At 59.1% G+C, this 24,689-nt stretch carries 22 protein-coding genes; 12 read left to right on the plus strand and 10 right to left on the minus strand.

Annotated elements, in window-relative coordinates:
- Positions 1-302 precede the first annotated feature (302 nt).
- A complete protein-coding gene (locus ACIX8_RS03475; RefSeq protein WP_014263933.1) occupies positions 303-2,345 on the plus strand; it encodes a S9 family peptidase in 2,043 nt (680 codons plus the stop codon).
- A 66-nt stretch (positions 2,346-2,411) separates the two neighbouring features.
- On the opposite strand, the gene ACIX8_RS03480 is transcribed toward ACIX8_RS03475, so the two are convergent.
- The gene (locus ACIX8_RS03480) at positions 2,412-3,404 is read right to left on the minus strand and encodes a tagatose 1,6-diphosphate aldolase (protein ID WP_014263934.1); all 993 of its coding nucleotides are present in this window, start codon (positions 3,402-3,404) and stop codon (positions 2,412-2,414) included.
- Between the two features lie 184 nt (positions 3,405-3,588).
- Between ACIX8_RS03480 and rph the strand changes: the two genes are divergently transcribed.
- From rph to ACIX8_RS03530, 10 genes are all read left to right on the plus strand, one after another.
- Positions 3,589-4,335, plus strand: a complete 747-nt coding sequence (gene rph, locus ACIX8_RS03485) for a ribonuclease PH (protein WP_014263935.1) — start codon at positions 3,589-3,591, stop codon at positions 4,333-4,335.
- A gap of 96 nt (positions 4,336-4,431) precedes the next feature.
- Positions 4,432-4,698 (plus strand): UBP-type zinc finger domain-containing protein, encoded by a 267-nt coding sequence (locus ACIX8_RS03490; RefSeq protein WP_014263936.1) that lies wholly within the window; start codon positions 4,432-4,434, stop codon positions 4,696-4,698.
- Positions 4,699-4,749: 51 nt separating this feature from the next.
- A complete protein-coding gene (locus ACIX8_RS25035) occupies positions 4,750-4,977 on the plus strand; it encodes a CDGSH iron-sulfur domain-containing protein (protein WP_014263937.1) in 228 nt (75 codons plus the stop codon).
- 254 nt (positions 4,978-5,231) lie between these two features.
- Positions 5,232-6,386, plus strand: coding sequence for a hypothetical protein (locus ACIX8_RS03500; RefSeq protein WP_150110475.1), 1,155 nt, complete (start codon positions 5,232-5,234; stop codon positions 6,384-6,386).
- A 101-nt stretch (positions 6,387-6,487) separates the two neighbouring features.
- Positions 6,488-9,463, plus strand: coding sequence for a TonB-dependent receptor (locus ACIX8_RS03505; protein WP_083836609.1), 2,976 nt, complete (start codon positions 6,488-6,490; stop codon positions 9,461-9,463).
- Between the two features lie 118 nt (positions 9,464-9,581).
- Complete coding sequence (locus ACIX8_RS03510; RefSeq protein WP_014263940.1) at positions 9,582-10,022, plus strand: hypothetical protein; 441 nt, start codon at positions 9,582-9,584, stop codon at positions 10,020-10,022.
- A 152-nt stretch (positions 10,023-10,174) separates the two neighbouring features.
- On the plus strand, positions 10,175-10,906 hold the full coding sequence (locus ACIX8_RS03515; protein WP_014263941.1) for a hypothetical protein: 732 nt from the start codon (positions 10,175-10,177) through the stop codon (positions 10,904-10,906).
- Between the two features lie 91 nt (positions 10,907-10,997).
- On the plus strand, positions 10,998-11,384 hold the full coding sequence (locus ACIX8_RS03520) for a hypothetical protein (RefSeq protein ID WP_044176094.1): 387 nt from the start codon (positions 10,998-11,000) through the stop codon (positions 11,382-11,384).
- A gap of 860 nt (positions 11,385-12,244) precedes the next feature.
- Entirely contained in the window at positions 12,245-12,634 is a 390-nt protein-coding gene (locus ACIX8_RS25520) for a hypothetical protein (RefSeq protein WP_150110476.1), read from the plus strand.
- A 148-nt stretch (positions 12,635-12,782) separates the two neighbouring features.
- Positions 12,783-13,130, plus strand: coding sequence for a hypothetical protein (locus tag ACIX8_RS03530; protein ID WP_014263946.1), 348 nt, complete (start codon positions 12,783-12,785; stop codon positions 13,128-13,130).
- A gap of 481 nt (positions 13,131-13,611) precedes the next feature.
- On the opposite strand, the gene hmgA is transcribed toward ACIX8_RS03530, so the two are convergent.
- From hmgA to allB, 9 genes are all read right to left on the minus strand, one after another.
- On the minus strand, positions 13,612-14,910 hold the full coding sequence (gene hmgA, locus ACIX8_RS03535) for a homogentisate 1,2-dioxygenase (RefSeq protein WP_014263948.1): 1,299 nt from the start codon (positions 14,908-14,910) through the stop codon (positions 13,612-13,614).
- A 314-nt stretch (positions 14,911-15,224) separates the two neighbouring features.
- Positions 15,225-17,222 (minus strand): M1 family metallopeptidase, encoded by a 1,998-nt coding sequence (locus ACIX8_RS03540; RefSeq protein ID WP_014263949.1) that lies wholly within the window; start codon positions 17,220-17,222, stop codon positions 15,225-15,227.
- A gap of 110 nt (positions 17,223-17,332) precedes the next feature.
- Positions 17,333-18,646 (minus strand): M20 family metallo-hydrolase, encoded by a 1,314-nt coding sequence (locus tag ACIX8_RS03545; RefSeq protein ID WP_014263950.1) that lies wholly within the window; start codon positions 18,644-18,646, stop codon positions 17,333-17,335.
- A gap of 66 nt (positions 18,647-18,712) precedes the next feature.
- Positions 18,713-19,474 carry a (S)-ureidoglycine aminohydrolase gene (gene allE, locus ACIX8_RS03550; protein WP_014263951.1) on the minus strand — a complete coding sequence of 254 codons (762 nt, stop codon included), beginning with the start codon at positions 19,472-19,474 and terminating at the stop codon, positions 18,713-18,715.
- A gap of 25 nt (positions 19,475-19,499) precedes the next feature.
- The gene (locus ACIX8_RS03555; RefSeq protein ID WP_014263952.1) at positions 19,500-20,744 is read right to left on the minus strand and encodes an allantoate amidohydrolase; all 1,245 of its coding nucleotides are present in this window, start codon (positions 20,742-20,744) and stop codon (positions 19,500-19,502) included.
- A 14-nt stretch (positions 20,745-20,758) separates the two neighbouring features.
- On the minus strand, positions 20,759-21,619 hold the full coding sequence (gene pucL / locus ACIX8_RS03560) for a factor-independent urate hydroxylase (protein WP_014263953.1): 861 nt from the start codon (positions 21,617-21,619) through the stop codon (positions 20,759-20,761).
- 16 nt (positions 21,620-21,635) lie between these two features.
- Positions 21,636-21,971, minus strand: coding sequence for a hydroxyisourate hydrolase (gene uraH / locus ACIX8_RS03565; RefSeq protein WP_014263954.1), 336 nt, complete (start codon positions 21,969-21,971; stop codon positions 21,636-21,638).
- 31 nt (positions 21,972-22,002) lie between these two features.
- A complete protein-coding gene (uraD, locus tag ACIX8_RS03570; protein ID WP_014263955.1) occupies positions 22,003-22,533 on the minus strand; it encodes a 2-oxo-4-hydroxy-4-carboxy-5-ureidoimidazoline decarboxylase in 531 nt (176 codons plus the stop codon).
- A 102-nt stretch (positions 22,534-22,635) separates the two neighbouring features.
- The gene (gene allB / locus ACIX8_RS03575) at positions 22,636-24,039 is read right to left on the minus strand and encodes an allantoinase AllB (protein ID WP_014263956.1); all 1,404 of its coding nucleotides are present in this window, start codon (positions 24,037-24,039) and stop codon (positions 22,636-22,638) included.
- Positions 24,040-24,207: 168 nt separating this feature from the next.
- Between allB and ACIX8_RS03580 the strand changes: the two genes are divergently transcribed.
- Positions 24,208-24,681 (plus strand): nucleoside deaminase, encoded by a 474-nt coding sequence (locus ACIX8_RS03580; RefSeq protein ID WP_014263957.1) that lies wholly within the window; start codon positions 24,208-24,210, stop codon positions 24,679-24,681.
- Positions 24,682-24,689: the final 8 nt, after the last annotated feature.

Raw genomic sequence — 24,689 nt, forward strand, 5'->3', positions numbered from 1 at the left:
TACGGCTGTGCATGGCGACAAAAAAGAATTAGATGCCAACTGGGGCGCGAAAATCTCTCGGTATTGCTCTTCTAAGAGAAGGTTCATAGGTTGCCTGTATCGCAAGGTTGCCCGTATCGCAAAAATAAACGCGTCTCTACCTGTAGCGTCCGGTATGACTGCATAGCCGACCGCCAGGAGTCATCAATCTCGAGGCCAGAGCAAAAAATAATTAGAATGTATTAGCAATTGCAGCTCACGTATTCCTGCTCTATGCGCCACGCGTGTATCGTCTAAGCCTAAGTTCCCCTGAGGAGTTTTGTATGAATAAATCCATAGTCTCTGCCGTTGCTCTCGTTAGCCTGGCTGCACCGCTCGTTGCCCGTGGCCAGCAGCCGCCCATCATCGATCGCCAGATGTTCTTCGGAGAGGTGCAGATCGCCGGCGCACAGATCTCGCCGGATGGTCAGTATCTTTCCTTCCTGAAGCCCTACAAGGGAACACGCAACATCTGGGTGAAGAAGGCCGATGAGCCGTTCAGTGCTGCACGTCCTGTCAGTGCCGAAGCCACACGGCCCATTCGCGGCTACTTCTGGAGCCGTGACTCGAAGTACATCCTCTACTCGCAGGACGCAGCAGGCGATGAGAACTTCAACATCTACGCCATCGATCCCACGCTTGCCGCCGATCCCAAGACCGGTGTTCCGCCGACACGCGCGCTGACCAACCTGAAGAAGGTTCGTACCGAGATCTTTGCCGCTCCCAAGAACAAGCCGGACGTGTTGTTCATTGGATTGAACGATCGCGACCCGCGTTACCACGACCTCTACGAACTGCATCTGTCGACCGGAGAGAAGACGCTGCTGCGCAAGAACACGGAGCAGATTGCAGGATGGGACTTCGACAATGCAGGCAACCTGCGCCTGGCCGAGCGGACCAACCCGGCGGGAGACACCGAGATTCTGCGCGTCGATCCCGATGGTTTTAAGCAGATCTATAGCTGCACGGTGCTGGAGGGCTGCGGCGTCGCCGGTTTTGACGCCAGCAACAAGCGTTTCTACCTGCAGACGAACAAAGGTTCGCTTGACCTGACCGAACTCGATCTCATGGACCCCGTGAGCGGTGAGATCACCAAGGTCGAGAGCGATCCCGAGAAGCGGGTCGATATCAGTGGAGCGGTGAACTCGGAGATCGACTATCGCATTCTGTACACCGAGTACGAGGACGACCGCGTCCGGCGCTACTTCCGCGACAAGGAGTTCGAGAAGGACTATCACTGGCTGCAGTCCAAGCTGCCGGGTATGGAGGTGGACTTCGGCGCGCGATCGAAGGACGAGAACATCTGGATCGTCTCCGCGCACAGCGATGTCGAGCCGGGCGAAACCTACCTATGGAATCGCAAGGCGAAGACGCTGGCGCTGCAATATCGCATTCGCGAAGAGCTGCCGCGCGAGTCGCTCTCGTCACGCCAGCCGTTCCACTACAAGTCGTCAGACGGGTTGGACATTCCGGCTTACCTGACGATCCCGAAGGGCTTGGAGGCGAAGAATCTGCCGCTGATCGTGCTGCCGCACGGCGGTCCATGGGCGCGCGATTCCTTCGGCTATGACGGCTATGCGCAGTTCCTCGCCAATCGCGGCTATGCCGTGTTGCAGCCGAACTTCCGCGCCTCCACCGGGTACGGTAAGAAGTTCCTGAACGCGGGCAATGGGCAGTGGGGGCGTCTGATGCAGGACGATCTGACCTGGGGCGTGAAGGCGCTTGAGGCGAAGGGAACTGTCGATTCGAAGCGTGTCGGCATCTTCGGTGGATCGTACGGCGGCTATGCAACGCTGGCCGGAGTAGCGTTCACGCCGAATGTCTATGCGGCTGCGGTGGCCTATGTAGCGCCGTCGAACCTGCTCACGCTGCTCGATGCGATTCCTCCGTACTGGGAGGCCGGGCGCAAGCAGATGTACACCCGCATGGCCGACCCGACCACGGCGGATGGCAAGGCGCTGCTGGTGGCCGAGTCTCCGCTGACGCAGGCGAAGGCGATCGTGACTCCGCTGATGGTGATCCAGGGCAAGAACGACCCGCGTGTGAACGTTCGCGAGAGCAACCAGATCGTGGCTGCGGTTCGCGACAACGGCAAACCAGTCGAGTACATCGTGGCCCCGGACGAGGGCCACGGATTTGCGCGGCCGATCAACAACCTGGCGGTGTCCGTGGCGATGGAGCAGTTCTTCGCGCAGTATCTCGGAGGCCGTTATCAAAAGGACGTTCCTGATGAGGTGGCGGCCAAGTTGAAGGAGATCACGGTCGATCCCAAGACGGTGAGCGGAGCGGTAAAGCTGGATGGAGCGCTCGCAGCGCCTGCGAAGTAGCCGTTGCGCAAAATAGAAAGGCCGCGCGGGATTCGCGCGGCCTTTCTGTTTGCAATGTTGAAAGATCTAGAGCGTGACGTTCAACTTCTTCGTCCACGGTGTGGCGGCGGTGAGTGCCTTGTTCACGTTCTCGATGTTCTCGACGCCAACCGTGTTGAGCCAGTCGCGGAACGCGACTTCACCCTTGGTGGCGTAGATCGGAATGCCATCTTTCCAGGTTGCGCGGCCGCACAGAACGCCGTTGAATGCGACACCGGACTCTCCGGCGAGCTCCAGGGTCTCGATGAAGACCGGGTTCGAGACACCGGCCGAAAGGTAGATGAACGGCTTCTCGGTGACGGCTGCCGCATCGCGGAAGTGCTGCAGGGCCTCTGCACGGGTGTAGGCGCTCTCGCCCTTGAAGGCCTTTGTGCCCGCGACATGCTCCATCACGATGGGCACTTCCACCTTCAGCACGTCGACGCCGTACTGGGGCTTGGAGAACTCGGTCATGGCGCCGGCAACGATCGACGGCTTCTTGCGGGCGTAAGCGACGGACTTTTCGTCGCCACCGTCGGCGTCGTAGCCGACGAACTCCAGGAAGAAGGGAATGTCGTGCGCCCGGCACTCATCGCCGATGCGCTCGATCCACGCATGCTTCAGGTCGTTGATGTGCGGCTTCTCGAAGGGGGTGTAATAGAGCAGGATCTTGATGCAATCGGCCCCGGCATTCTTCAGGCGGCGCACGCTCCATACATCGAGCAGGTCAGGCAGGCGGCCCGGAGTATTGGAGTCATAACCGGTCTTCTCATAGGCCAGCAGGAGGCCCTTGCCGTTGCGCTGCGCTGCTGCCGGGAGGCCGAACTCGGGGTCCAGCAGGATGGCGGAGGCATGCTTGGTGAGCACCTCGGTGACGAGGGTCTTGAAGACCTCGAGGTCGTGGGCGTCGGCGGCTGCGCCGCGTTCTTTGGCCAGCGACTTCTGCAGTGATCCTCGCTGGTCCATGGCGGCGGCGGCAATGACGCCTCGCGCGTCGGAGACGGCCTTCAGGCCTGCGAGTTTTCCGGGAGTGATGGTCATATGGGCAGTACCCCTCAAGGTTCGATTTCGACTGCGATTGTACACAGCGGCGGGGGGGCGGCGCACCCGGCAGTGTGCGGTGTTCGCGCGGGTGTTGTCCGCACATGAATTATTTCCAAAAGCCTTGACGCAAAGTACGCAAAGGGAAAAGTGCCAAGGCTTTTACAACCGCAGGGTTTCTATAATGGCTGGAATGGAAAAAGAAGAGTTGTTCCGTAGTGGTGGGCGGGCTGCCAGCCAGGCCCGTGCTTTGCGTTTAACGCCGGGGTTTGTTGCCACGGCAGAGGGTTCGGTGTTGATCGAGGTGGGTCACACCCGCGTACTGTGCAATGCCACGGTCGAAAACGGCGTTCCGGGATGGATGCGCAACTCCGGCCGCGGCTGGGTAACGGCGGAGTACGGCATGCTGCCGCGCGCCACGCTGACCCGCACGGCCCGCGAGTCCGAGCGCGGCAAGATCGGTGGCCGTACGCATGAGATTCAGCGGCTCATCGGCCGCAGCCTGCGGTCGGTGGTCGATATGCGCCTGCTGGGCGAGCGCACCATCATCCTGGACTGCGACGTCCTGCAGGCCGACGGCGGAACGCGGACGGCAGCCATCACCGGGGCCTGCACGGCGCTGGCGCTGGCGTTGGGCAAGCTCGTACAGGCCGGATCGCTCAAGGAGTCGCCGCTGAAGCAGATGGTGGCGGCTACCTCGGTGGGGATCGTCGATGGGCGTGTTCTGCTGGACCTGGCTTACGAGGAAGACTCGCGTGCCGAGGTGGATATGAACGTGGTCATGACTGCCGATGGCGGCCTGGTGGAGACCCAGGCAACGGCAGAGCGCGGAACCTACACGCGCGCCCAGTTGAACGAGATGCTGGACGTAGCTGCGGTGGGGATTGAGGAGCTGTTGAAGGCGCAGCGGGAGTGTTTGGCGCTGGCGTAGAGTTGTCAGGGAGTTGTTTGTTTTCGTCGTCATCCTGAGCCCCAGGCTCAGGATGACGACGAAAAACAAACCAACAACAGCAACCGGAGGGGCACTATGAGCTGTCATCATTTCGACGATCTGAAACCAGTCAAGCGTTCATCCACCAGGGGCTGCGAAGAGTGCCTGAAGATGCACAGCTACTGGATCCACCTGCGCGAGTGTCTCGTCTGCGGCCATGTTGCCTGCTGCGACTCGTCGCCGAACAAGCACGCGACCAAGCACTTTCATGTGACGAAGCATCCGGTAATGCGGTCTATCGAACCGGATGAAAGCTGGGGTTGGTGTTTTGTCGACGAGGTCATGGTGGAGAGCGTCGAATAATATCCGCATGGGTTCCCCTGCTATTCTGAGCTTACACGGAGGGTTTTAGAAATGGCAGAAGAAGCGGTTCATATTACGGTGCGGCCCAATGGTCCACTGCGGGTAGAAGGTCACATCATTTTGAAGGATGCCGATGGCCAGGAGTGGGACCTGACCGGCAAGCCGGCAGTCAGCCTCTGCCGTTGCGGACTGAGCGAGAAGCGGCCTTTTTGCGATGGCGCGCACTCGCGGCAGAACTGGCAGTGCATGACCAGCCCAGGGAATCTCACTGGTAAATAGCTCGTTGCAGAGCCCCATTTTCCGGCAAATTGCCTTCACGGCCCTCTCAGGGGGCCGTGAAGTCGTTTTGGCTCCCATAAAATAGCTTTATATCTTCGATAGCGGGTAGAAACTTTCGCGCTGCTGGTGCGTATCAAGAGTAGACACCTCTGTACGCTTTTCTTTCTGCACATGATTTTTGATTTGGATTAGGTGTCGGCGGTTCATCACCCGCCGGGTACGTTAGGAGCTACGCGATGCAAGCGACGTCAGGCATGAAAACAAGGACATGGTTGGGAACAGGCATGCTGGCGTTAGCCGGAGTGCTCGGCTCCGCAAGTGCCGGGGCGCAGACTCCGGCCGCCGCTCCGCACGCCACCGGCACAGTAAAAGCCACGACGGCTACAGATCTGACAGTAACGGTGACGACGGGCCAGGACTATACGGTCACCGTGCCCTCGGCCGCCAACATCCTGGAAGTAGCCCCGGGCAGCCATGATCTGAAGTCCTCTACGCCCGCGCATCTGGGCGATATCGCGATCGGCGATAAGGTCATCGTTACCGGAACAGCTGGGGATGCGGGTACGTCTCTGACGGCGCAGCGGATCATTGTCATGAAGTCTGCCGCGATTGCGGAGACGCACGCCGCGGAGTCCGCCGCGTGGACCCAGGGCGGCGGGGGGATCGTCAAGTCTGTCAATGCGTCAGCGGGAACCATTACGGTCTCGAGCGGCCTGAAGACGTTGACGGTCCAGACGGCCCCGGCGACGGTGGTTCGGCGCTATGCCGACGGCTCGGTACGCTTTGAGGATGCGGTTGCAAGCTCGGTCGGAGCTATTCAGCCCGGCGACCAGCTCCGCGTCCGCGGCACGAAGTCGGCTGACGGAAGCAGCATTACCGCCGACGAGATCGTGACCGGCTCATTCCGCAACTTCTCCGGTACGATCGCCTCGCTCGACAGCGCTGCCGGTACGCTGACCTTGAAGGATCTCACCACGAAGAAGATGGTGACGGTTGCGGTCACCCCGAATAGCGATGTGCGGCGTATCCCGCCGGACGCTGCGGCGAGAATGGCTGCGCGGCTGCGCGGCGGCGCCGCTGGAGCGGGAGCGGCCGGGGCGGGAGCAGCTGGAGCCAAGAACACCGGTGGAGCTCAGCCTCCTGCAGAAAGTGGAGAGCACCGTGCCGGTCGTGCCGGAATGGATCTCTCGCAGATGCTCTCTCACCTGCCGACAGAGACACTTGCCGGTCTGAAGACAGGAGAGGCCGTGATGATCGTTGCTACCGCGTCCCAACCGGGCAAGGCAACGGCCGTCACGCTGCTGGCTGGTGTTGAGTCAATTCTTGCAGCCCAGCCGGCTGGCGAAGCCATGACCCTGTCTCCCTGGAGCATGGGTGGGGCTCCAGAAGGTGGCGGCGGACCCCAGTAAGACCGTTATGCCGTACGCGGCAGATAGAACAAACGCATTGAGATAACGGACCTGCCGCCGCGTATGTCCGAGGTGTAAGTTTTTTTGAACTTTTAGGAGTGATGATGTTTTTGCGCAAGGCGCTGATATTTGCATTTGTGTTTTCGTTGACAGCTCTGCCGGGTGTGGCTCAAACCTCCCAGGCCCCTTCGAGCGGTCCTATTACTGCGACCTTAACGCCTGCCGCCAAAGGGGGCACAAAAGTTCACGGGACCGTCACCGATCCCGACGGCGAGTTGATTCCGGGTGCAACCATCACCCTGACGCCGGCGCACGGCAGCGCCAGCACGGCAACGTCAGGCAGCGATGGCACCTATAGCGTCACGATCGCGCCGGGCACCTACACACTGCTGGTCACGATGAAGGGCTTTGCCTCCTACTCGATGACGAGCTTGAAGGTCCCTGCGGTGGCCAGCTCGACTGTCGATGCTCAGTTGAAGATCGGCGAGGAGACGCAGGTCATCAACGTCGAAGCCAATGCCATGCAGCTCAGCGTTGATCCTGACTCCAACGCGAGCGCGCAGATCATTACAGGTAAAGACCTCGACGCGCTCTCTGACGATCCTGATGAACTCTCGTCGGAACTCTCCGCGCTGGCTGGTCCCTCCGCCGGACCGAACGGCGGCCAGATCTATGTCGATGGCTTTACCGGTGGCCAGTTGCCGCCCAAGTCTTCCATCCGCGAGATTCGTATCAATCAGAATCCGTTCTCGGCAGAGTTCGACAAGCTGGGTTACGGCCGTATCGAAGTGTTTACCAAGCCCGGCACGGACAAGCTGCACGGCTCGTTCCAGATCAACGGCGATCCCTCGCAGTTCAACTCGGACAACCCGCTCGTGACCACGGTTCAGCCGCCGTATCACACGCTCTTCATGTTCGGAAACGTGACCGGACCGATCAGCAAGAACGCGTCCTATTCCTTCGGAGGGTCGCACCGCAATATTCAAGACGACTCGTTCACCAACGTGAATATCCTCGCGCTACCAGGCACAACGACTCTCTGCGCTCCGGGACAGATCGGCTGCTCGATCGTTCAGTTCCAGACTTCGACGTATTATCCCCAGGTGCGCACGGACATCAATCCGCGCCTCGATCTTCAGTTGGGCAGCAAGAACGTGCTGACCACGCGGTACCAGTATGTGCAGAACGATGCCACCAACGCCGGCATCGGAAACTTCACGCTGCCTTCGGCCGGTAATAACAACACCAGCCTGAGCAACATCCTGCAGGTGAGCGACGCGCAGAACTTCAGCTCGCGGCTCATCAACGAGACCCGCTTCGAATACGAGCGCGAGCATGTAGCGACAACCGCCCTCAGCAATGCGCCGTATCTCAACGTTGAAGGCACGCTCCAGGCCGGCGGATCCACGGGACAGAACAGCACCGATCATCAGGACCACTTCGAGGTCCAGAATTACACGTCGCTGCAGTTGAAGAAGAACTTCATCCGCATGGGCGGACGCCTGCGTGCTACCCGCGAAGCGCTGGACACGGAGAGCAACACCAACGGCACGTTCACCTACACCAGCCTGGCCGCTTATCAGCTCGGCACTCCCAGCCAGTTTCAGATCACCCAGGTGAACAACCATAAGATCGGCGATACCTTTACGGATCTCGGTCTCTATGCGGAGACGGACTGGAAGGCACGTCAGAACATGACGGTCAGCTACGGCATCCGTTATGAGACGCAGAACCATCTTGCGGACCATCATGACTTCGCGCCGCGCGTCTCGGTGTCGTATGGATTGTTCGGTGGCAAAGGCTCTCCCAAGACAGTGTTGCGCGGCGGCTTCGGCTTGTTCTATGACCGGTTCTCCCAGACCAACATCCTGACACTGGAGCAGGAGAACGGAACGAACGAAACGGTATATTCGCTCAACAATACAAATGGCAATACGCAGATTCCTGTTGCCTGTACTCCGGGAACTCCGGGAACGCCACTTTCGGCGACGCAGATCTCCACCTGTATTGGTGGGGCTTCGGCTTCGCAGCAGACGACCTACTCAGCGGCAAATAACCTGCGCACGCCGTACATCGTGCAGTTCGCCGGTGGCGCGGATCAGCAGATGGGGCGCATCGGCAAGATCTCGGTGAACTACCTGCACTCGCAAGGCGTGCACCAGTTGGCGACGCAGAACATCGGCTTCGATGTGGCTACCCAGAAGCTGAACGGCCAGAACTACCAGTATTTCAGTGAAGGCGTGTTCAACCAGAACCAGCTGGTTATCAACGGCAACGTGCAGACGACACGGTGGCTGTCGCTGTTCGGCTATTACTCGCTGAACTCGGCGCACGGCGATACTTCGGGCGCAGGTGCGTTCCTGACCACACCGGGCAATATCGCGGCGGACTATGGCCGCACGACCTTCTCCGTGAAGAGCCGTCTATTTGTGGCCGGCTCGGTAACGCTGCCGAAGTTCATCCAGTTCAGCCCCTTCATGATCGCGCAGAGCGGCAACCCCTTTAACATCACCACGGGCTCCGACGACAACGGCGACAGCATCTTCAACGATCGTCCCTACCTCGTGGCTCCGGGTACGCCGGGCTCCAAGACGATCAGCTGCGGAACCTTTGTTGATTACGCACCAGGAGCCGCTCCTGCCGGGGCGGTGAAGGCACCGATCAACTCCTGCACTGGCGGCGGTCTCTTTACCTTCAACTTCCGCCTGACCAAGACCTTCGGTTTTGGCCCGTCGACGGCGGTCAATCGTGGTGGCGGCGATGGTCAGGGCGGCAGCGGTCGCGGCAATCATACCGGCGGAGGAAGTCGCGGCGGCGGTGGTGGTGGCAGCCGTGGTGGCGGCCAGGGCGGTGGTCCTGGCGGGTTCGGCGGCGGTGGCGGATCCAGCACCGGCAAGCGCTACAACCTGGCTCTCGGGTTGCAGGTGCAGAACCTGTTCAACAACGAAAACCTCGCTACCCCGAACGGAACGCTCTCCTCGGCGAACTTTGGCCAGGCGACGCAGATCACCGGCAACCCCTACACCACGAACAGCGCTCTGCGGCGCATCGCTCTGCAGGCCTCGTTCAACTTCTAGTCAGCGTACAATTTCTACGTTGGTGCAATGGCTACTCGTAGTGCCCCCTGTCCAGGGGGCACTTTGCCTATAGGCAGCAGCTTTGAACACGCTTTGATCGAGAGGGGTGGGGAGATCTATGGCACAACCAAGCATCGCGAGTGTCAGCATAGGCAGTAGCACATTCAATGCGATAGGGGTTCACTTCGGTATGGGGACCGTGAACGACGGCATGTCCGGCATGCCAACGATGGGAAGCCTGAACTGCGCCATTGCGGTCATTGTTAATCTGAACGATCAGGTCAACGTTCCCTTCGCCACCCTGAATACCCTCTTTCAACTCGCGTACGGCGTCACACACGACAAGATTCAAGACGTTGTGCTCACCTTCTGGGCGGATGACGCCAAGCAGGACGTTATCTGCACCTATACCTTTCGCGGCTGGATCAGCAACTACACCACTGCGACCGGCTCCTCCAAAAACGGCCAGGATGGCGATGCGACCAACCACATTCTCACCCTCACGCTGCAACCGGAACTCGACGCCAAGCAGGCCGTTAAGATCCAGTTGGGCAACTAGAGCAAATTTCCTGTAGGTGTATAGCGGAACCGCGACATTTATGGCCGTTTTTCCCCAGAAAAACGGTACTGAACGCCCGATTCAACTTCCCAGTAACAGGAAATTTGCTCTAGCACAGCAATCGCTTCTCTCCACTGCCTCGGAGCCACAGCATGAGCTACGGTCCCTACCGGTATCAAAACGGAAATAAGTACACCTTCGGCTCAGACGGTCGCTGGTGGATTGTTACGAGTAGCCATGGTGGCAGTGATTACGGCTATCCGGTTGGTGGCCAGACGCATCACGGTCATCATTCACGGCACCATGCATCCACTCGACCCGCTCTTCCGGCCCACTCGCATCAGCACCATCACGCAAATGGTCCGGCACGTCGCGTCACAACCACAGGATCAGAGAATCCGGACGATCTTCGCATCCGGCAATTGGCCATCGCCATCAACAATCAGGCTGGCTGGGTCGGGACATGGCAGGGGATTGGTGCCTTCTATGGCGTAAGTCTGGCTGGCGCGGTTGTCGTTATTGCTATTCCAGCAGCAGGAACTGCAATTAACGAAGCACTGCTAGGGCCAGCCGAAGGCAGGATTTTCTACATGGGATATCGCGGCGTGCAAGAAGCGATGTTGCAGTTTATAGAAGAAAATGGAGGCCGCATAATAACGCAAACTCGCCTGGGAGCTTTCATTTCCGAAAATATTGGTTTTGGAGAAGGTTTCCTTCAAAGTTTGTCCTGGCGCATTGCGTCGATGTTGTGGGCTACGGGTGCGGGAGGCATTATTCATATTTTTATTTCGCCGGAAGAAAACCCCAACTCTTTCTACTGGACAGTAGAGTCCATGCGTCTTTTAGCCAATCGGTATGCATTCTTTCCGTTCTATTACCACTAGGCGTCCCTATAACGCTAAACGGTGCAAAGTTGTCGGAATATAGATTCCACCAGCCATCATTAGAATCATTCCGGAAACGGGTAATAAAAATATGCGAGTGACCGCATTCGAAGAGGAACATTTTCGATCTGTAAAAAAGCATATCTACCAGGGTGCTGGGTTTACCGTGATACCAGCTTTACCTATCATGATTCGCTATTCCGAGGAGGGTAGGAATGTCACGATGGTGGCGGAGCCTCGGCTGAAGAAGAAAAATCGGTGGTGGACAAACATTCTTCCCGACTTCATGGATGTGCTGTTTGCAGACTCGTGGCTCGAAGTTTATGCCGAGCATCCGTTAGTTTGGGATAACTCCACCGAAATCCCGTCTACACCCGAAGAACTGATTTTGGATCGAATAAAAGAGGCGCTAAAGGCATCTGGCTGGCAATTTGTAATACGACAGGTTCCTCTAAAGAATGATGATTCGAAGGTATGACATCGTGAAATAAGGCGGTTGATCTAACCGTACCTTAAGCGCTGTGAGGCGGTAAGAGGCTGGTTAGAAACCGGATGGTCCATACTTCAGCAGCGTGGAATTGTAGTTACAAAGATACAATCCTTAGGTGGTCCTGCTTGTTCCATTCTCCGTTATCCCGATCCGGCACGATCATCTCCGACGAGGGATTTCGTGTGACGTTGAAAACCCGTTATCAGCTCGAATATGAAGATGGGCAAGGAACGTCTGTTTGCCTCAACTATGACGCAGTTTTCCCCGAGATCGATATATTGATACTTTCATTCGTGGCATCTCAGGGGATGGATGCGATCTCTCTGGAACCCGCACAGCGAGCTAAAATATTCGACAACATAGCTTCCGCTTTGCAATGGAAGGGATACACGGTCCACTTCGTTAAAAGCAGCTGAATCTCGTTCAAGAGTCGAGTGCCCACGCACCTTGGACTTTCACAGGTAGCCCAGATGTTTAGATCACCACTCTTCTCCAGAGGGTTAATCGTCTCAGACGAAGGATTTCGTGTCCGTCTGCTTTCGCGTTACTTTCTTCTTTACGAGGAAGAGGGCCTTTCCGTGAAACTGCAATTCGAAGGAGACACGCGGAAGGATCTTTTCTACGGCTCGATTGAATCGCCATCAACAGACATGCCGCTCAGCTTGAGCCCGGAGACGGAAAAGCGAATCTATGGCAACGTGCAACGAGCTCTTGAGTGGAAAGGGTTCTCGGTGCGTCTTGTTTAGGAGTTCCAATGCCACGACCGAATAGCAAAGATGGCTATTCGAAATCGGCAACGTAGCTCCGTTCCTGTTACTCGGATTACCTCATCATTTTTGGTGAACATCATGGCAAAGATTGGATCTGCCTTCAAAGAGTTGCTCGATCGAAGCCGACCAAGACCAGTCGTAGGTGCAGGCTATCTGGTCGAGGTGCGCTCACGCGATGCAGTCCGTTACTTCGAGGGAGATCGATGCATCACGATGTTTAGCGATCTGATCCTTCGCACGGACGAACCCTATTGGGGAAACCAGTTTTCTGAAATTCTAAGTAGGATATTAGGAAACTGGTGTTTGGGCCTGTACATCGAAGATCCCATTGTTTGGGATGACGATGATTTGACAGTAATACCCTTGGAGCACCAGCAACTCATCTTGCAGCGTGTCGAGGCCGCTCTCAAACAGAAGTGCCATTGCTTTCGTATTGACCGAGGCCCCAACCAGCAGCACAATCCATGATGAACATCCGCCGGCCCTGCACGAGATGCCAAGAGCCCACTATGAGTATCTGGGAAGGCACGATCTCTATCCAAAATGTGCGGGCACAATTGAGTAAGACATTCTGCTCGAAAAATCGGTTTTGTTCAGGCATGGGGAGAGGGTAAGAATGGGGAAAGAAGCTATATGGAGTGTTCTTTTCTCCGTAATGAAAGGAATTGCGACCAGGAGTTTCCGCTTCTATAAAGGGCCGGATTTTATTTTGCGTCGCAGAGGATCGTTGGGCCACCGCATTGCCGTTTTGCGCTACCAGGAAGGTGCGCAGGAGTTCGACATTGTTGCGGAAGAGGGTGTGGATGGGGGATTTTCCATGGACGTAAATGAGATGGCGGCATCGAGCATCGGTTATCAAAACCTTTCCGAAGCCGATAAAATTCGCATCGCAAAGAACATCCGTAATGCTCTCGTTTCCCAGGGTTTTGAATGCCAGGTAATTGCAGACAACCGGTTAATCTGATTACAAAATTTCGACGGCTTTGTATCTTGATCCGTTGTATATCGTTGAAGCTAAATTCTGACTGGTCTACAGAGCATGAAAGTCACTGATTTCGACGAGCAGCAGTTTGCGCCCCTTAAGGGACATACGTATCTTCGCGAAGGCTACGAAGTAGAGATTTTGCTTCCGCTTGCCATTCGATACCGCGAAGCAAATTACTCAGTAACGGCTTTTGTCGATATGCTGTCGGACGAACATTTGTGGACAAAGCACTTTCCCGATCTTTTGCGTCCATTTTTTCGCAATTGTATTTTCAGATTTGGATTGAAGAGCCCATGGTCTGCGACAACACAGACATCCGTCCAGAGACACCTCCCGGTGTTATAGAAAACAGAATGGCAGAGGCGCTGCAAGCGAATCACATCAAGCATATTTTCGTAAGAAAGTAACTTGTTAGGAAGCCATTTCATCTGGGGAAACCCTAGCAACTAGGGTGCCTTTGCTATTTCCCATTCTCAAAGTTCTTCTTCAGCCCCTGCCAGCACTCGTAGTACTCGTGCTGCAGCATGGCTGTGTCCATGGCGAACTTTGTCGGGCGGCAGGCGAAGCGGGTCTCGAACATGAAGGCCAGCGTGCCGTCGAGTTTCACCGGCTTCAGCTCCGTGTGGCTCGCGCGCTCGAAGGTCTCCGCATCCGGTCCGTGGCCGGACATGCAGTTGTGCAGTGAAGCGCCGCCGGGGACGAAGCCCTCGGCCTTGGCGTCGTACTGGCCCTGCACCAGGCCCATGAACTCGTTCATGAAGTTGCGATGGAACCAGGGCGGACGAAAGGTATGCTCGGCCACCATCCAGCGCGGCGGGAAGATTACGAAGTCAACGTTCGCCGTCCCGGGTAGTTCGCTCGGAGAGGTCAGCACCGTGAAGATCGAAGGGTCCGGATGGTCGAAGCTCACCGTGTTGATGCAGTTGAAGAGTCGCAGATCGTATTTGTACGGGGCATAGTTGCCGTGCCACGCGACGACATCCAGCGGAGAGTGGTCGAACTCCGACACCCACAGGTTGCCGAGGAACTTGGCGACTACCTCAAACTTCGCACCGTCGCGGTCGTCGTACGCCGCGACCGGGGTGAGGAAGTCGCGCGAGTTCGCAAGGCCGTTCGCACCGATGGGGCCGAGGTCGGGCAGACGCAGCGGCTGTCCGAAGTTTTCCAGCACGTATCCTCGCGCTTCTTTGCCTGTTAGTTCAACCCGAAACTTGATCCCGCGCGGGATGACCGCGATCTCGCCGTTATCGATGTTGAGGATGCCAAGCTCGGTGTGCAGCCGCAGACCGCCGAGCTGCGGCACAAAGAGCAGTTCGCCATCCGCGGAGTAGAAGAAGCGGTCCGTCATGCTCTTGTTCGCTGCATACAGATGGATCGCGACGCCGGAATGCATTGAGAGATCGCCGTTGCCCGCCAGTGTCGTCAGCCCATCGAGAAAGTCCGTCGGCTGAGTGGGGAGGGGAATGGGGTCCCAGCGCAGTTGGCTGGGCGTCGTCTCGACCTCGTTGAACGGCGTCGAACGCACGAGCCCGTTGGAGAGACGAGCATAGGGGGGATGCATCACCGAGGGCCGTATGCGATAGGTCCAGGTGCGGCGGTTGAGGTGCCGTGGCGCGGTAAAGGGGCTCCCGCTCAACTGCTCGGTGTAGAGGCCGAGTGGCGCATGCTGTGGCGCGTTCTGGCCTACGGGAAGACCGCCGGGGTGAGCCTCGGTCGCAAACTCATTGCCGAAGCCGGATTGATAGTGCAGGTTGCTCATCGGGCGTGTTCTCCTGTGCCGCGCCGCTTACTCGCGCGCAACAGGAAAGCTTACTCCGAATGGAGGGCGATTGGCTTGGACGGTTTTGCTTTTCTGGTTGTCATTCCGAGCGCAGCGAGTGAACCTGCTGTCTCCCGTTTTTTGCCGGTGCCACCACAAATGTTGTGCGTAAGCTCAAAGCCTAGTTTCAGTTCCCACTTAGCAATTTTGGAAGTGATACGAACGAAGAACGGGAGACAGCAGGTTCACTCGCTGCGCTCGGAATGACAATCAGAAAAGCAAAAGCAACGACAAAACCAAAACAACTTCCCGAATTACCGGGGCACCGTAAACGTGTTGTTGCTGCGGTCGCTGTCAGGGATCTTATGCTCCGGATCGAGAGTCACAGCGGTAACGCGCGTGGTCGTGTCGACGAGGAAGGTATGCGTCGTGTTCTGCATCCAGGTCTCAACCGGAATCTTCACCTCGATGGGCTGGCCGCCCTCGCGTTCGACCCGCAACGTTGCGGGAAGCAGCAACTGACCTTGATTGGCGACCGTCACGCGCAGTCCTTTGGCGGGATCGCCATCGACATACTGTGCGTCTGTAACCGCCAGATCGAGCTGCCAGTTATTGAAGTACCAGCCCCGCCAGAAGTAGCTGAGGTCCTCGCCGCCTTCGGACTCCATCGCACGGAAGAAGTCAGAGGGTGAGGGATGCTTGAACGCCCAGTCGCGGATGAATCTGCGGAATGCGAAGTCGAACCGCTCCGGCCCCAGGATATCCTCGCGCAGCAGGGTGAGGCCGAAGGCCGATTTGAAGTACGTGACCGAATGGCGATACTTCTCCTGGATGGCGTCGGCGCGTGTCAGGATGATGGGCGCTGCGGGATTGGCGAGCACCTTCACGATCTCGTCAGCGGGTGCTCCGCCACCGGGAGCATATTCGGAGTCGCGCTTCGGCCCGTCAATGCCGCCTTCGAACTCATCCGACTCGAAGGTGTCGATGAAGGTGTTGAAGCCCTCGTCCATCCAGGCGTTGCGGCGCTCGTTGAAGCCCATGATCATCGGAAACCAGGTGTGGCCGATCTCATGCGCGGTGATCCAGAAGAGCTCTTTGCCCTTGTCGTCGATGCCGTCAAAGAGAATCGCCGGATACTCCATGCCGGAGGAGAAACCGGCTACATTGATTGCATTGGGATAGGGGTATGGGTACCAGCGCGCGGAGAAGTGCTCCACGGAATCCTTCAGGTACTCGGTGGAACGACCCCACGCCGCATCGCCCGCGCTCTCCACGGGATAGACGCTCTGGGCCAGAGCCGCATGTGCGGGGTGACCGGCACCGGCAGCGATGTTCATCCGCGCCGCGTCCCAAAGAAAAGTAGCTGACGCGGAGAAAGAGACATCGCGGGTGTTCTCCATTGCGAAGTGCCACGTCTTCGTCCCGCTGGGTTTAGCAGCAACGGCTGCCGCCGCGTCCTCCGCGGTGCGAATCATCACCGTCTTATCGCTCTTGCGAGCCTCTGCGATTCTCGCCAACTCAGGCTTGGAAAGAACCTCGGTGGCATTGACCAGTTCGCCGGAGCCCGCAACGATCATGTTGGCGGGCACGGTAACGAAGTAATCGAAGTTGCCATATTCCAGGTAGAACTCGTTGTCGAGATACGGCTGCGTGTCCCAGCCATGCAGATCATCGTAGACGCACAGGCGCGGATACCACTGCGCGAGGTCGTAGATCTCGCCCTGCTTCGCCATGCCCCACGAGGTGCGTCCGCCGAAGAGCCCGGGGATGGGGTAGCTATAGTGGATCAGGACGCGAAGCTTTGCGCCATGCGGCAGCGCCAATGCTTCGGGCAACTGGATCTGCAGGCGCGTATCGCTGACGACGGTCTGCGCCTTCGCAGCTTTGCCGAGGGGCTGCACTTCAACCGAATCCAGGGTATATCCCGCAGTGAACTCCGTCGTCTTGCGCGCGTGCCGTCCGCTGCTGGCGAAGGCTGCTGCGCGCGAGTTCTGGCGATAGGTATTCTGCTCAAGATTGAGCCAGAGCGAGGTCAGGGTGTCCGGCGAGTTGTTGGTATAGGTGATGACCTCGGTGCCGGTCAGGACCTTGTTCGCGGTGTCGATGGTGGCGTGCAGTTCATAGTCCGCGCGATTCTGCCAGTACTGCGGTCCGGGCGCGCCGTTCGACGAACGATACGAGTTCACGGGATCGGGCAGTGTGAGCGGCGCGAAGGTCTTCAGCGGATCGTAAGACGCAGGGCTTTGGGCGAGACCTACCGAAGTGAAGGTCAGGGCAGAGGCAAGAAGGAAGGCTGCACGCGAAGGGTTCACGCCTTAATCGTACATGGCGATTTCAGCGTCGAGCCGCGAACCTCTCGCCTCTCGAAACTCGCGACTCGAATCTGAAAGCATCCCTCTGAATGATCGGCGATGCGACCGCTCTATTCGTTAGCAAGCTTTGCCAGTGCCAGTGCCAGCATCCGTGTTCCTACCGCAATGGACTCCGGTGTCGAGTACTCGTCCGGCTTGTGCGAGACGCCCGCGCGGCTGGGAATGAAGAGCATGGCGGTGGGTGCGACCACAGCGATGAAACTCGAGTCGTGATACGCGCGGCTGACCATCTTTTTGTAACTCACACCTTCTGCCTTGCAGATCGTTTCCACCGTCTCGACGATGTGTTCGCTGCTCTTGGCGGGAGCGTCGGCGTTGACGATCTCTTCCTGCACCTTCACTCCGCGGCGTTGCTCGATCTCTGCGATGTCCGCGTGGAAGGCGCTCAGCACACCGTCGCGCCGCGCGACGTCGGTATCGCGAAGGTCGAGAATCAGGGTGACACGCGAGGGCACTGAATTCACCGCGCCCGGATACACACCGACCATTCCGATGGTGGCAACGGTATCGACGCCGCCGGAGTTCGCGTTGGCCGCGCGTGCGTGCCGCTCGACGGAGAGAATCATCTCGGCTGCGGCGCACAGGGCATCGCGGCGATCGGGCATCAAGAGTGCTCCGGCGTGTCCTCCGAAGCCCTCGACCGTATAGCGATAACTGGACGGTGCGGCGATGTTGGTGACGATACCGAGCTCGATCCCCTCGCGCTCCAGCAGCGGGCCCTGTTCGATGTGCAACTCTACCCACGCGTGATAGTGCCCGATGGGCAGCTTCACGCCGGCGAGCGAGCCGTGAAAGCCTGCGGCCTGACGCACGTCTGCAAGCGTAAGGCCGGTGGGCGCAGAGGCGTCGGTCTCAGGCAGGCGGTCGAGCATCCTGTCGGCGGCCTCGGGATCGATGACACCGCCGAGCAGCCGCGAGCCGATGCAGCCAATGCCGAAGCGCGTCGGCTCCTCGCTGGTGAGCATCAATGTTTCAATCGCGCGCTTCGGGACGAAGCCTGCTTCCTTCAACGACCGCATGGCCTCGAGTCCCCCAAGGACTCCAACCGTTCCGTCGTACATGCCCGCGTACGGAATCGCATCGGTGTGCGATCCGGTGCCGACCGCGCCCAGACCTGCATCCGTCCCTTCCCAACGCAGAAAGGTATTGCCCACGGCGTCTTCGCGCACCGTAAATCCAGCGGCGAGAACGAGCTCTTTGAGCCACGCGCGCGCTTCAAGATCGCGCGGCGTAAACACGATGCGCGTTACGGCCTGCGTGGTTCCGGGCAGCGGTCTGTCCTGTATCGGCGGGCAATCCGTGATGAGTGCGAGTAGGTCGAGTTCGTGGAGGAGGCGTTCGATATTGATGGTCAGAGTCATCATGAATTCTCGGGGGTGAGGGAAGCAGATTCCCTGCGGGAATGACAGAAAGAAAGACGAGAAGCCGTTCTACGCGAGGGTGTGCCGATTGAAATCCTTATAGATCAGATATTTCGCAGGCTTCTTGCCGATGGCTCCAAACCACTGCGGACAATACGGTGCCATCCAGATGAAGTCGCCCGCAGACGTCGGATACCAGCTATCGCCGAGCCGATAGATTCCACCGCCTTCGAGCATCAGCAGGCCATGTTCCATGTAGTGAACTTCGACCTGGCTGAGCGCGGCTCCGGGAGCGTACGTCATGGTGTTGCAGGCGAAGTCGAACGTGATGGAATCAGGCAGCAGCGCGCGCACATGGAGGTCTTCATCGCCATTGAGCGCGGTCGCGGGAATCTCCGGCTCGCGGCCGATCAGGAACCACGGATAAGGAACTTCAAGCGCTTCCTGGTCGGCTGGGTCGAGCGGGAGAAAGGGCTTGTCGATGACCGCGACGCGAGCCTTGGTGACAGCCGTCAGCGTGTGCGGATAGTCGGTCGGAAAGTACGCATAGCCGCCGGATACAAGCGTGTGGGGCTCGGCTTTGCCGGGCTCGTCGAGCGTGAGCTCTCCCTCGATCACGTAGATCAACCGTTGCGTCGTCCCCTGCGTCAGCGTGCCCTTGGGCTCGAACTCGACGGTCATCTGCGTAAACGCCGCTCCCACCTGCGGTGCGACGTGCACGATGGCAAGGCCTCCTGTGAGGCTAGGAAGCGGCGTGCGGATGAAGGTGTCTGGCGTGAGCAGCAGATGATCGCGGCGATTGGAACTGCGAGTGTGTCCAAGGTTGTGCATGGTGTCCGATTCTAAGCGGTTGGAGTTAATGTTTCGCGTGCGGCTTCAGATGCACCAGCAAATTAAGCACAGTAGCCAGTGCAGCCTCGACATCTTCTTCGCGGACGCTCTCGCCCGGATGATGGCTGAGTCCGCCGGGGGAACGCACGAAGAGCATTGTCGTGGGCACGTGCGGGGCGAGGATCATCGCGTCGTGTCCGGCGCCGGAGAACATCGGCTTGGCGTCATGCCCGGTACGTTCGGCGGCCTGGTGCAGATGCACGGTGAGCGCGCGATCCATCGGCACAGCCTTTTGCTCCGCCAGCAGCTTCGCACGAACGCTGACCCCGCGCAGGGCTCCGGCGGCCTCGGCCTTCGTGAGCAGATGGGCGACCGCCGCGTGTCGCGATTCGTCCTTCGGATGGCGTACATCGAGTGTGAGGTGTGTCGTGCCGGGGATGACATTCGTCGCTCCGGGCAGGGCTTCGATACGCCCAACCGTGGCGACGAGCTGTGTGTGGTCGGAGGCATAGCGTTCGACTTCGACGATCCACTGCGCTGCTGCTGCCAGCGCGTCGTGACGTAGCGGCATAGGCGTCGTGCCCGCGTGGTTTGCCTGGCCTTCAAAGGTAAGATTTAGCCGCGACTGTCCGACGATCGTTTCGACGACGGCCAGCGAGGCGTTATCACTTTCGAGCACAGGGCCCTGCTCAATGTGGACCTCGAGTGCGGCAAAGGTATTGGGTGTGAGAGGGCAGCTCTGCGCGATGCGGTCGGGATCAAGGCCGAAGTCACGCAGGGCCTGCTCCACAGAGATGCCTGCGCTGTCGGTACGCGCGAGCTGTTCCGCGCTGAGCTGGCCGGTGACTGCCAGTGAGGAGAGGAACGGAAAGCCGAAGCGCACCCCTTCTTCTTCCGAGAAGGCGATGAGTTCGAGGTGGAAGGGAAGCGGCGTTGCTCCGAGCTCTTCTATCGCCGCCAGGCCCAGCAGTACGCCCAGAGGACCGTCAAAGGCCCCTGCGTTGGGCACGGTATCGATGTGCGAGAAGAGCACCAGCGTCGGCGCATCGGCCTTGGCGGAGCGGCGAACCGCGCGCAGGTTGCCGGCGTCATCGGTACGGGCTTCGAGTCCCCCCTGACGCATCCACCAGGTCAGCAGCGTATGCGCGTCACGGGTCTTGGGCGAAAGAAACAGGCGCGTCGTCTCGCCGGGAGCGTCGCTGATACGCGCCAGCTCGCGGCATCGGGCGATCACTTTAGCAGCACGGGTTGAAACAATCTGGTTCGTCATGGCCCACCGTTTTATCAGACACGCCGTACGGTTGCTTCGATGGTGCCGTGTGGCTCATCGGTTGGAACGAAGATGTGATTTGGATTCTCCTGCCCAAAGCGGCCCAGGTCGACCAGCAGGTTGTGCTTGTTCGGCATCAGCATGTAAACCTCGTCGATGATGTCGGTGTGATGCAGCGCGCCCTCGGCCATGGCATAGAGTGTCTGCTGCACCGACAGCGAATCGTGCTTCGCGAAGGTCGTGATGAGGATGTCCCGCAGATGGCTGCGAACCTTGTTGAAGTCGATGCCGGCTTCAATAGCAGCTTTCGTGTAAGGCCATTCGGCTTTGACGGCTGTGCCGAACAGCCGGTCGCTGGTCTCGGGCAGGGTCGTCAGCGAGTCTTTGATGAAGCCCATAAAGCCGGATTGCGCGGTCTTGAGCACCGTGAGCCGCTCGAGCCCGCTGGTAATCGCGAAGGCCTGGCCTTGTTGCCGCGAAACCGTTGTGGTCTGCCGCTCGTCCGATCCGCGCATGAAAGCCGTCGGATAAGGTTGGCCATCGACGGTAAGCCGCTTCCACAGCGTCGACTCGACGACGACCTCGACGCTCTCGGCCTGCGGGTTGCGTCCCAGCAGGAAGTCGATGAGTTCCTTGGCGTAGTCCTCCATGCTGGTGGCCTTCGACTCGCGCGCGACGTGATAGACCGTGTTCTTCATCGTGTCGGTCGGAAGAATCTTCGCGTTGTCGCCGAGAGTGTGCGCAGTGTCGAAGTCGCCGGTGAGCAGGACCTGCACCGTCCACTCGTCGAGATCGTGATGCTGCTCATGCCTGGTCACACGCATCAGCCGCACGCGCGATTTGCCATAACGATTGGAGACAAGTTTTACAGGCATCGTGTCCTCTTCCTCTTTAACTTCCCCGATAGGTGGTGTAGCCATTGGCAGTCAGCAGCAGAGGGATGTGATAGTGCTGCGCCGGATCGGCGACGGCGAAGGTGATCTCGATCCAGGGATACAAGCCTGTGAGTTTCTGCGCGGAGTAGTACTCCGCGGTCGCGAAGTTGATCTTGTAGGTAGCGGCTTCGAGCGGTACTTCGCCGAGCAGCGTCTTGCAGCGGCCATCGGCGTCGGTCTGGTCGCGGCCGATCTCGCGCCAGGTACCGTCATCGAACTTCGAGAGCGCCAGCGAGATGTTCGCCGCGGGGCAGCCGATAGAGGTGTCGAGAATGTGTGTCGAAAGTCCCATAAGAAGAAGTCACCGGATTGCAGGAAGTTTACTATGCAATGCCCAACCACTTGCGGAGACGGATCTGGGTGATCTGCCGTTGTTGCTCGACGGCTTCTTTCAGCTCCGTCGCCGGATCGTTTACCAGCCGCGCCTGCAGGATGGACAGCATCTCCGCCGCGCTCTTGCCCGTGGCGCAGACGATGAAGATGCGGCCGAACTTTTGCTCGTACTCACGATTGGCAGAGGCAAGCGCCTCCTGCGTCGCCGTGTCGGGATTGGCAGCGCTCTGTTCGCCTGCAGACCACTTCAGGCTCTGTGCCGTTGCGGCTTTGGCCTTGTGTTCACCGATGCGTGGGTGCGAGTCGAAGGCCTGCTGCCAGTCTTTCTCAGGCAGCGCCAGCCAGACTTTGTTGGAGGCCGCAAAGAGTTCCTCTGGCGTGTCGAACGGGGAGCGGTTCACGACGCCGATGGCCCAGGCGAGCGAACCGTTGCATGGAAGGATGACCTGGGTCGCCGTCTCCTGTTCGAGGCGGTTCCAGGTTTCCAGCGTTGGATTGACGGGACTTTGCTGGCTCATCATCACACCCTCTGTGCTCAGTTTCTCGAAGCTCTTAGCTGATAGAAACCCCCACAGGTGCAAGGCCAGCTAAGAGCCATGAGGGATTTAGCAAAGAGGTTACAGCTAGGTAAGGGAACAGGATAGCGCGTACTCGCGCCCGCGTGCTGTGGCAGGGAACTCACTCGGCCCGGAATCGTTCCGCTGGAATACGCGCTCCCCACGCAGCCAGGTGGAGCGCACGACACCGCGCAGAGTCTCGCCCATGTAGGGCGAGATCGCATGGCGATAGTGCAGCAGCTCCGGCACAACAGTGAAGCTTGCAGCCGTGTCGAAGGCAACGAGGTTCGCATGCTTGCCCGGCTCGATGGAGCCGACCTCGGTACTCAGTCCCGCGAGCCGTGCCGGTGCTGCCGAGGTCCACTCGGTCAGTTGTCGCAGCGAGAGACTGCGCCGCTCGCACTGTGTCCAGAGCAGGGGCAATGCGATCGACAGCGACGCGATGCCGCCCCAGGCCTCGTCGAACCGCCCGGTCTCTTCGCCGAGCTGTGTCGCCTCAAGCCGCTTCATGGCGGGCGGGCATGGGGAGTGGTCGGTTGCGATCAGGTCGATCGTCCCCTCACGCAGGGCCTGCCACAGCGCCTCACGATTGGCCGCGCTGCGAATCGGCGGGGCGCACTTGAACAGTGTGGCTCCATCGGCGATCTCTTCAGCAGCGCAGTGGAGATAGTGCGGGCACGTCTCCACCGTCACCGGAAGGCCCTCGCGCCTGGCCACCGCCAGCATCGGCAGGGCCTTCGCGGTGGAGAGATGCACGATGTGCAGGCGGAACCTGTAGGTCCGGCAGAGCTTGAGCAGCATCTCGATCGCTTCGAGCTCTGCCTCATCCGGGCGCGAGGCGAGATAGGTAGCGTACCGGTGCCAGTCGGCTCCGCTGGCGTTGAGGTGCGCCACGGCGGCGTTGATGGAAGGCTCAAGCTCGGCGTGCACCAGCAGCGGCAGCCCGGTGCGGACGATGAGCGGAAGAGCGAGCTCCAGGTTGGCACGGTCGATGGCGGTAAAGCCGTCGCAGCCGGGATAGATCAGGAAGCTCTTGAAGCCGGGCACCCCGGCCAGAGCCAGCGGTTCGAGCTCGTGCTGGTTGCCGTCGACCGCGCCGCCCCAGAGCGCGTAGTCGACCAGGCACTGTCCGTGAGCAGCCTCGCGCTTCGTCTCCAGGGCGCCTACGTCCGTTGTCTCGGGCAGGCAGTTCAGCGGCATGTCGACGATCGTCGTAAAGCCTCCCGCTGCCGCCGCGCGTGTGGCCGTGGCGAATCCTTCCCACTCCGTGCGGCCGGGTTCGTTGATGTGAACATGGGTATCGACGAGGCCGGGTAGCAGCGCAAGATCGCCCAGGTCCTCCACGGGGATATCCGATGCAAGCTCGGAGGCGGGCTTTATGGCGGCGATGCAATCGCCATCAATGACGACGGCTGCATCGCGCAGGCTCTGGGGGGTGATGACGCGTCGCGAACGGAGAGCGTGTACCATGAGGCTGATTAGAGCAGCATCGCAGCTGCTTGGGCATCGGAAAAATGTTGCAATGTGGTTTTCATTGGGTGAAAACCGCGCAAATACCCCTCTTTCGGCTCTACACTTATAACTTACTTACATGCTGCTCCATGTCCTAGGGTTCAGGGGCTGAATGGAAACGAATCGATGCAGGGAAATCCTGAGTTCATGCAGCAGGCTATTCAGCTTGCGACCGATAACGTTGTCAGCGGCCGCGGCGGCCCGTTTGGAGCCGTCGTCGTCAAAGACGGCAAGGTGATCGCCACGGGCGCCAATCAGGTGACGGCGACGAACGATCCAACCGCGCACGCCGAGGTCACTGCGATCCGCAATGCCTGCACGGCGCTGGGGCACTTTCAGTTGGACGGCTGCGACGTCTACTCAAGCTGCGAGCCCTGTCCGATGTGCCTGGCCGCGCTCTACTGGTCGCGCTGCCGTGCCATCTACTACGGCAACTCCGCGGCGGATGCAGCAAAGGTCGGGTTCGACGACTCTCGCCTCTACGAAGAAGTGAAGAAGCCGCTGAGCGAGCGCACGATTCCTATTGTTTGCATGCTGCCCGAGCAGGCCTGGGAGAGCTTCGTCGTGTGGGAGAAGAGCCCGTTCAAAGTGGATTATTGATTACCAGG

The sequence above is a fragment of the Granulicella mallensis MP5ACTX8 genome (assembly GCF_000178955.2).
Taxonomy (GTDB): Bacteria; Acidobacteriota; Terriglobia; order Terriglobales; family Acidobacteriaceae; genus Granulicella; species Granulicella mallensis.

Bases quoted from the DNA above. Each gene is read 5' to 3' on its own strand.
- ACIX8_RS03475 (WP_014263933.1), top strand. From the start codon at position 303: ATGAATAAATCCATAGTCTCTGCCGTTGCTCTCGTTAGCCTGGCTGCA.
- ACIX8_RS03515 (WP_014263941.1), top strand. From the start codon at position 10,175: ATGAGCTACGGTCCCTACCGGTATCAAAACGGAAATAAGTACACCTTC.
- ACIX8_RS03530 (WP_014263946.1), top strand. From the start codon at position 12,783: ATGGGGAAAGAAGCTATATGGAGTGTTCTTTTCTCCGTAATGAAAGGA.
- ACIX8_RS25035 (WP_014263937.1), top strand. From the start codon at position 4,750: ATGGCAGAAGAAGCGGTTCATATTACGGTGCGGCCCAATGGTCCACTG.
- allB (WP_014263956.1), bottom strand. From the start codon at position 24,039: ATGGTACACGCTCTCCGTTCGCGACGCGTCATCACCCCCCAGAGCCTG.
- ACIX8_RS25520 (WP_150110476.1), top strand. From the start codon at position 12,245: ATGGCAAAGATTGGATCTGCCTTCAAAGAGTTGCTCGATCGAAGCCGA.
- hmgA (WP_014263948.1), bottom strand. From the start codon at position 14,910: ATGAGCAACCTGCACTATCAATCCGGCTTCGGCAATGAGTTTGCGACC.
- ACIX8_RS03490 (WP_014263936.1), top strand. From the start codon at position 4,432: ATGAGCTGTCATCATTTCGACGATCTGAAACCAGTCAAGCGTTCATCC.
- ACIX8_RS03520 (WP_044176094.1), top strand. From the start codon at position 10,998: ATGCGAGTGACCGCATTCGAAGAGGAACATTTTCGATCTGTAAAAAAG.
- ACIX8_RS03545 (WP_014263950.1), bottom strand. From the start codon at position 18,646: ATGATGACTCTGACCATCAATATCGAACGCCTCCTCCACGAACTCGAC.
- ACIX8_RS03500 (WP_150110475.1), top strand. From the start codon at position 5,232: ATGAAAACAAGGACATGGTTGGGAACAGGCATGCTGGCGTTAGCCGGA.
- pucL (WP_014263953.1), bottom strand. From the start codon at position 21,619: ATGCCTGTAAAACTTGTCTCCAATCGTTATGGCAAATCGCGCGTGCGG.
- allE (WP_014263951.1), bottom strand. From the start codon at position 19,474: ATGCACAACCTTGGACACACTCGCAGTTCCAATCGCCGCGATCATCTG.
- rph (WP_014263935.1), top strand. From the start codon at position 3,589: ATGGCTGGAATGGAAAAAGAAGAGTTGTTCCGTAGTGGTGGGCGGGCT.
- ACIX8_RS03510 (WP_014263940.1), top strand. From the start codon at position 9,582: ATGGCACAACCAAGCATCGCGAGTGTCAGCATAGGCAGTAGCACATTC.
- ACIX8_RS03480 (WP_014263934.1), bottom strand. From the start codon at position 3,404: ATGACCATCACTCCCGGAAAACTCGCAGGCCTGAAGGCCGTCTCCGAC.
- ACIX8_RS03505 (WP_083836609.1), top strand. From the start codon at position 6,488: ATGATGTTTTTGCGCAAGGCGCTGATATTTGCATTTGTGTTTTCGTTG.
- ACIX8_RS03555 (WP_014263952.1), bottom strand. From the start codon at position 20,744: ATGACGAACCAGATTGTTTCAACCCGTGCTGCTAAAGTGATCGCCCGA.
- uraD (WP_014263955.1), bottom strand. From the start codon at position 22,533: ATGATGAGCCAGCAAAGTCCCGTCAATCCAACGCTGGAAACCTGGAAC.
- ACIX8_RS03580 (WP_014263957.1), top strand. From the start codon at position 24,208: ATGCAGGGAAATCCTGAGTTCATGCAGCAGGCTATTCAGCTTGCGACC.
- uraH (WP_014263954.1), bottom strand. From the start codon at position 21,971: ATGGGACTTTCGACACACATTCTCGACACCTCTATCGGCTGCCCCGCG.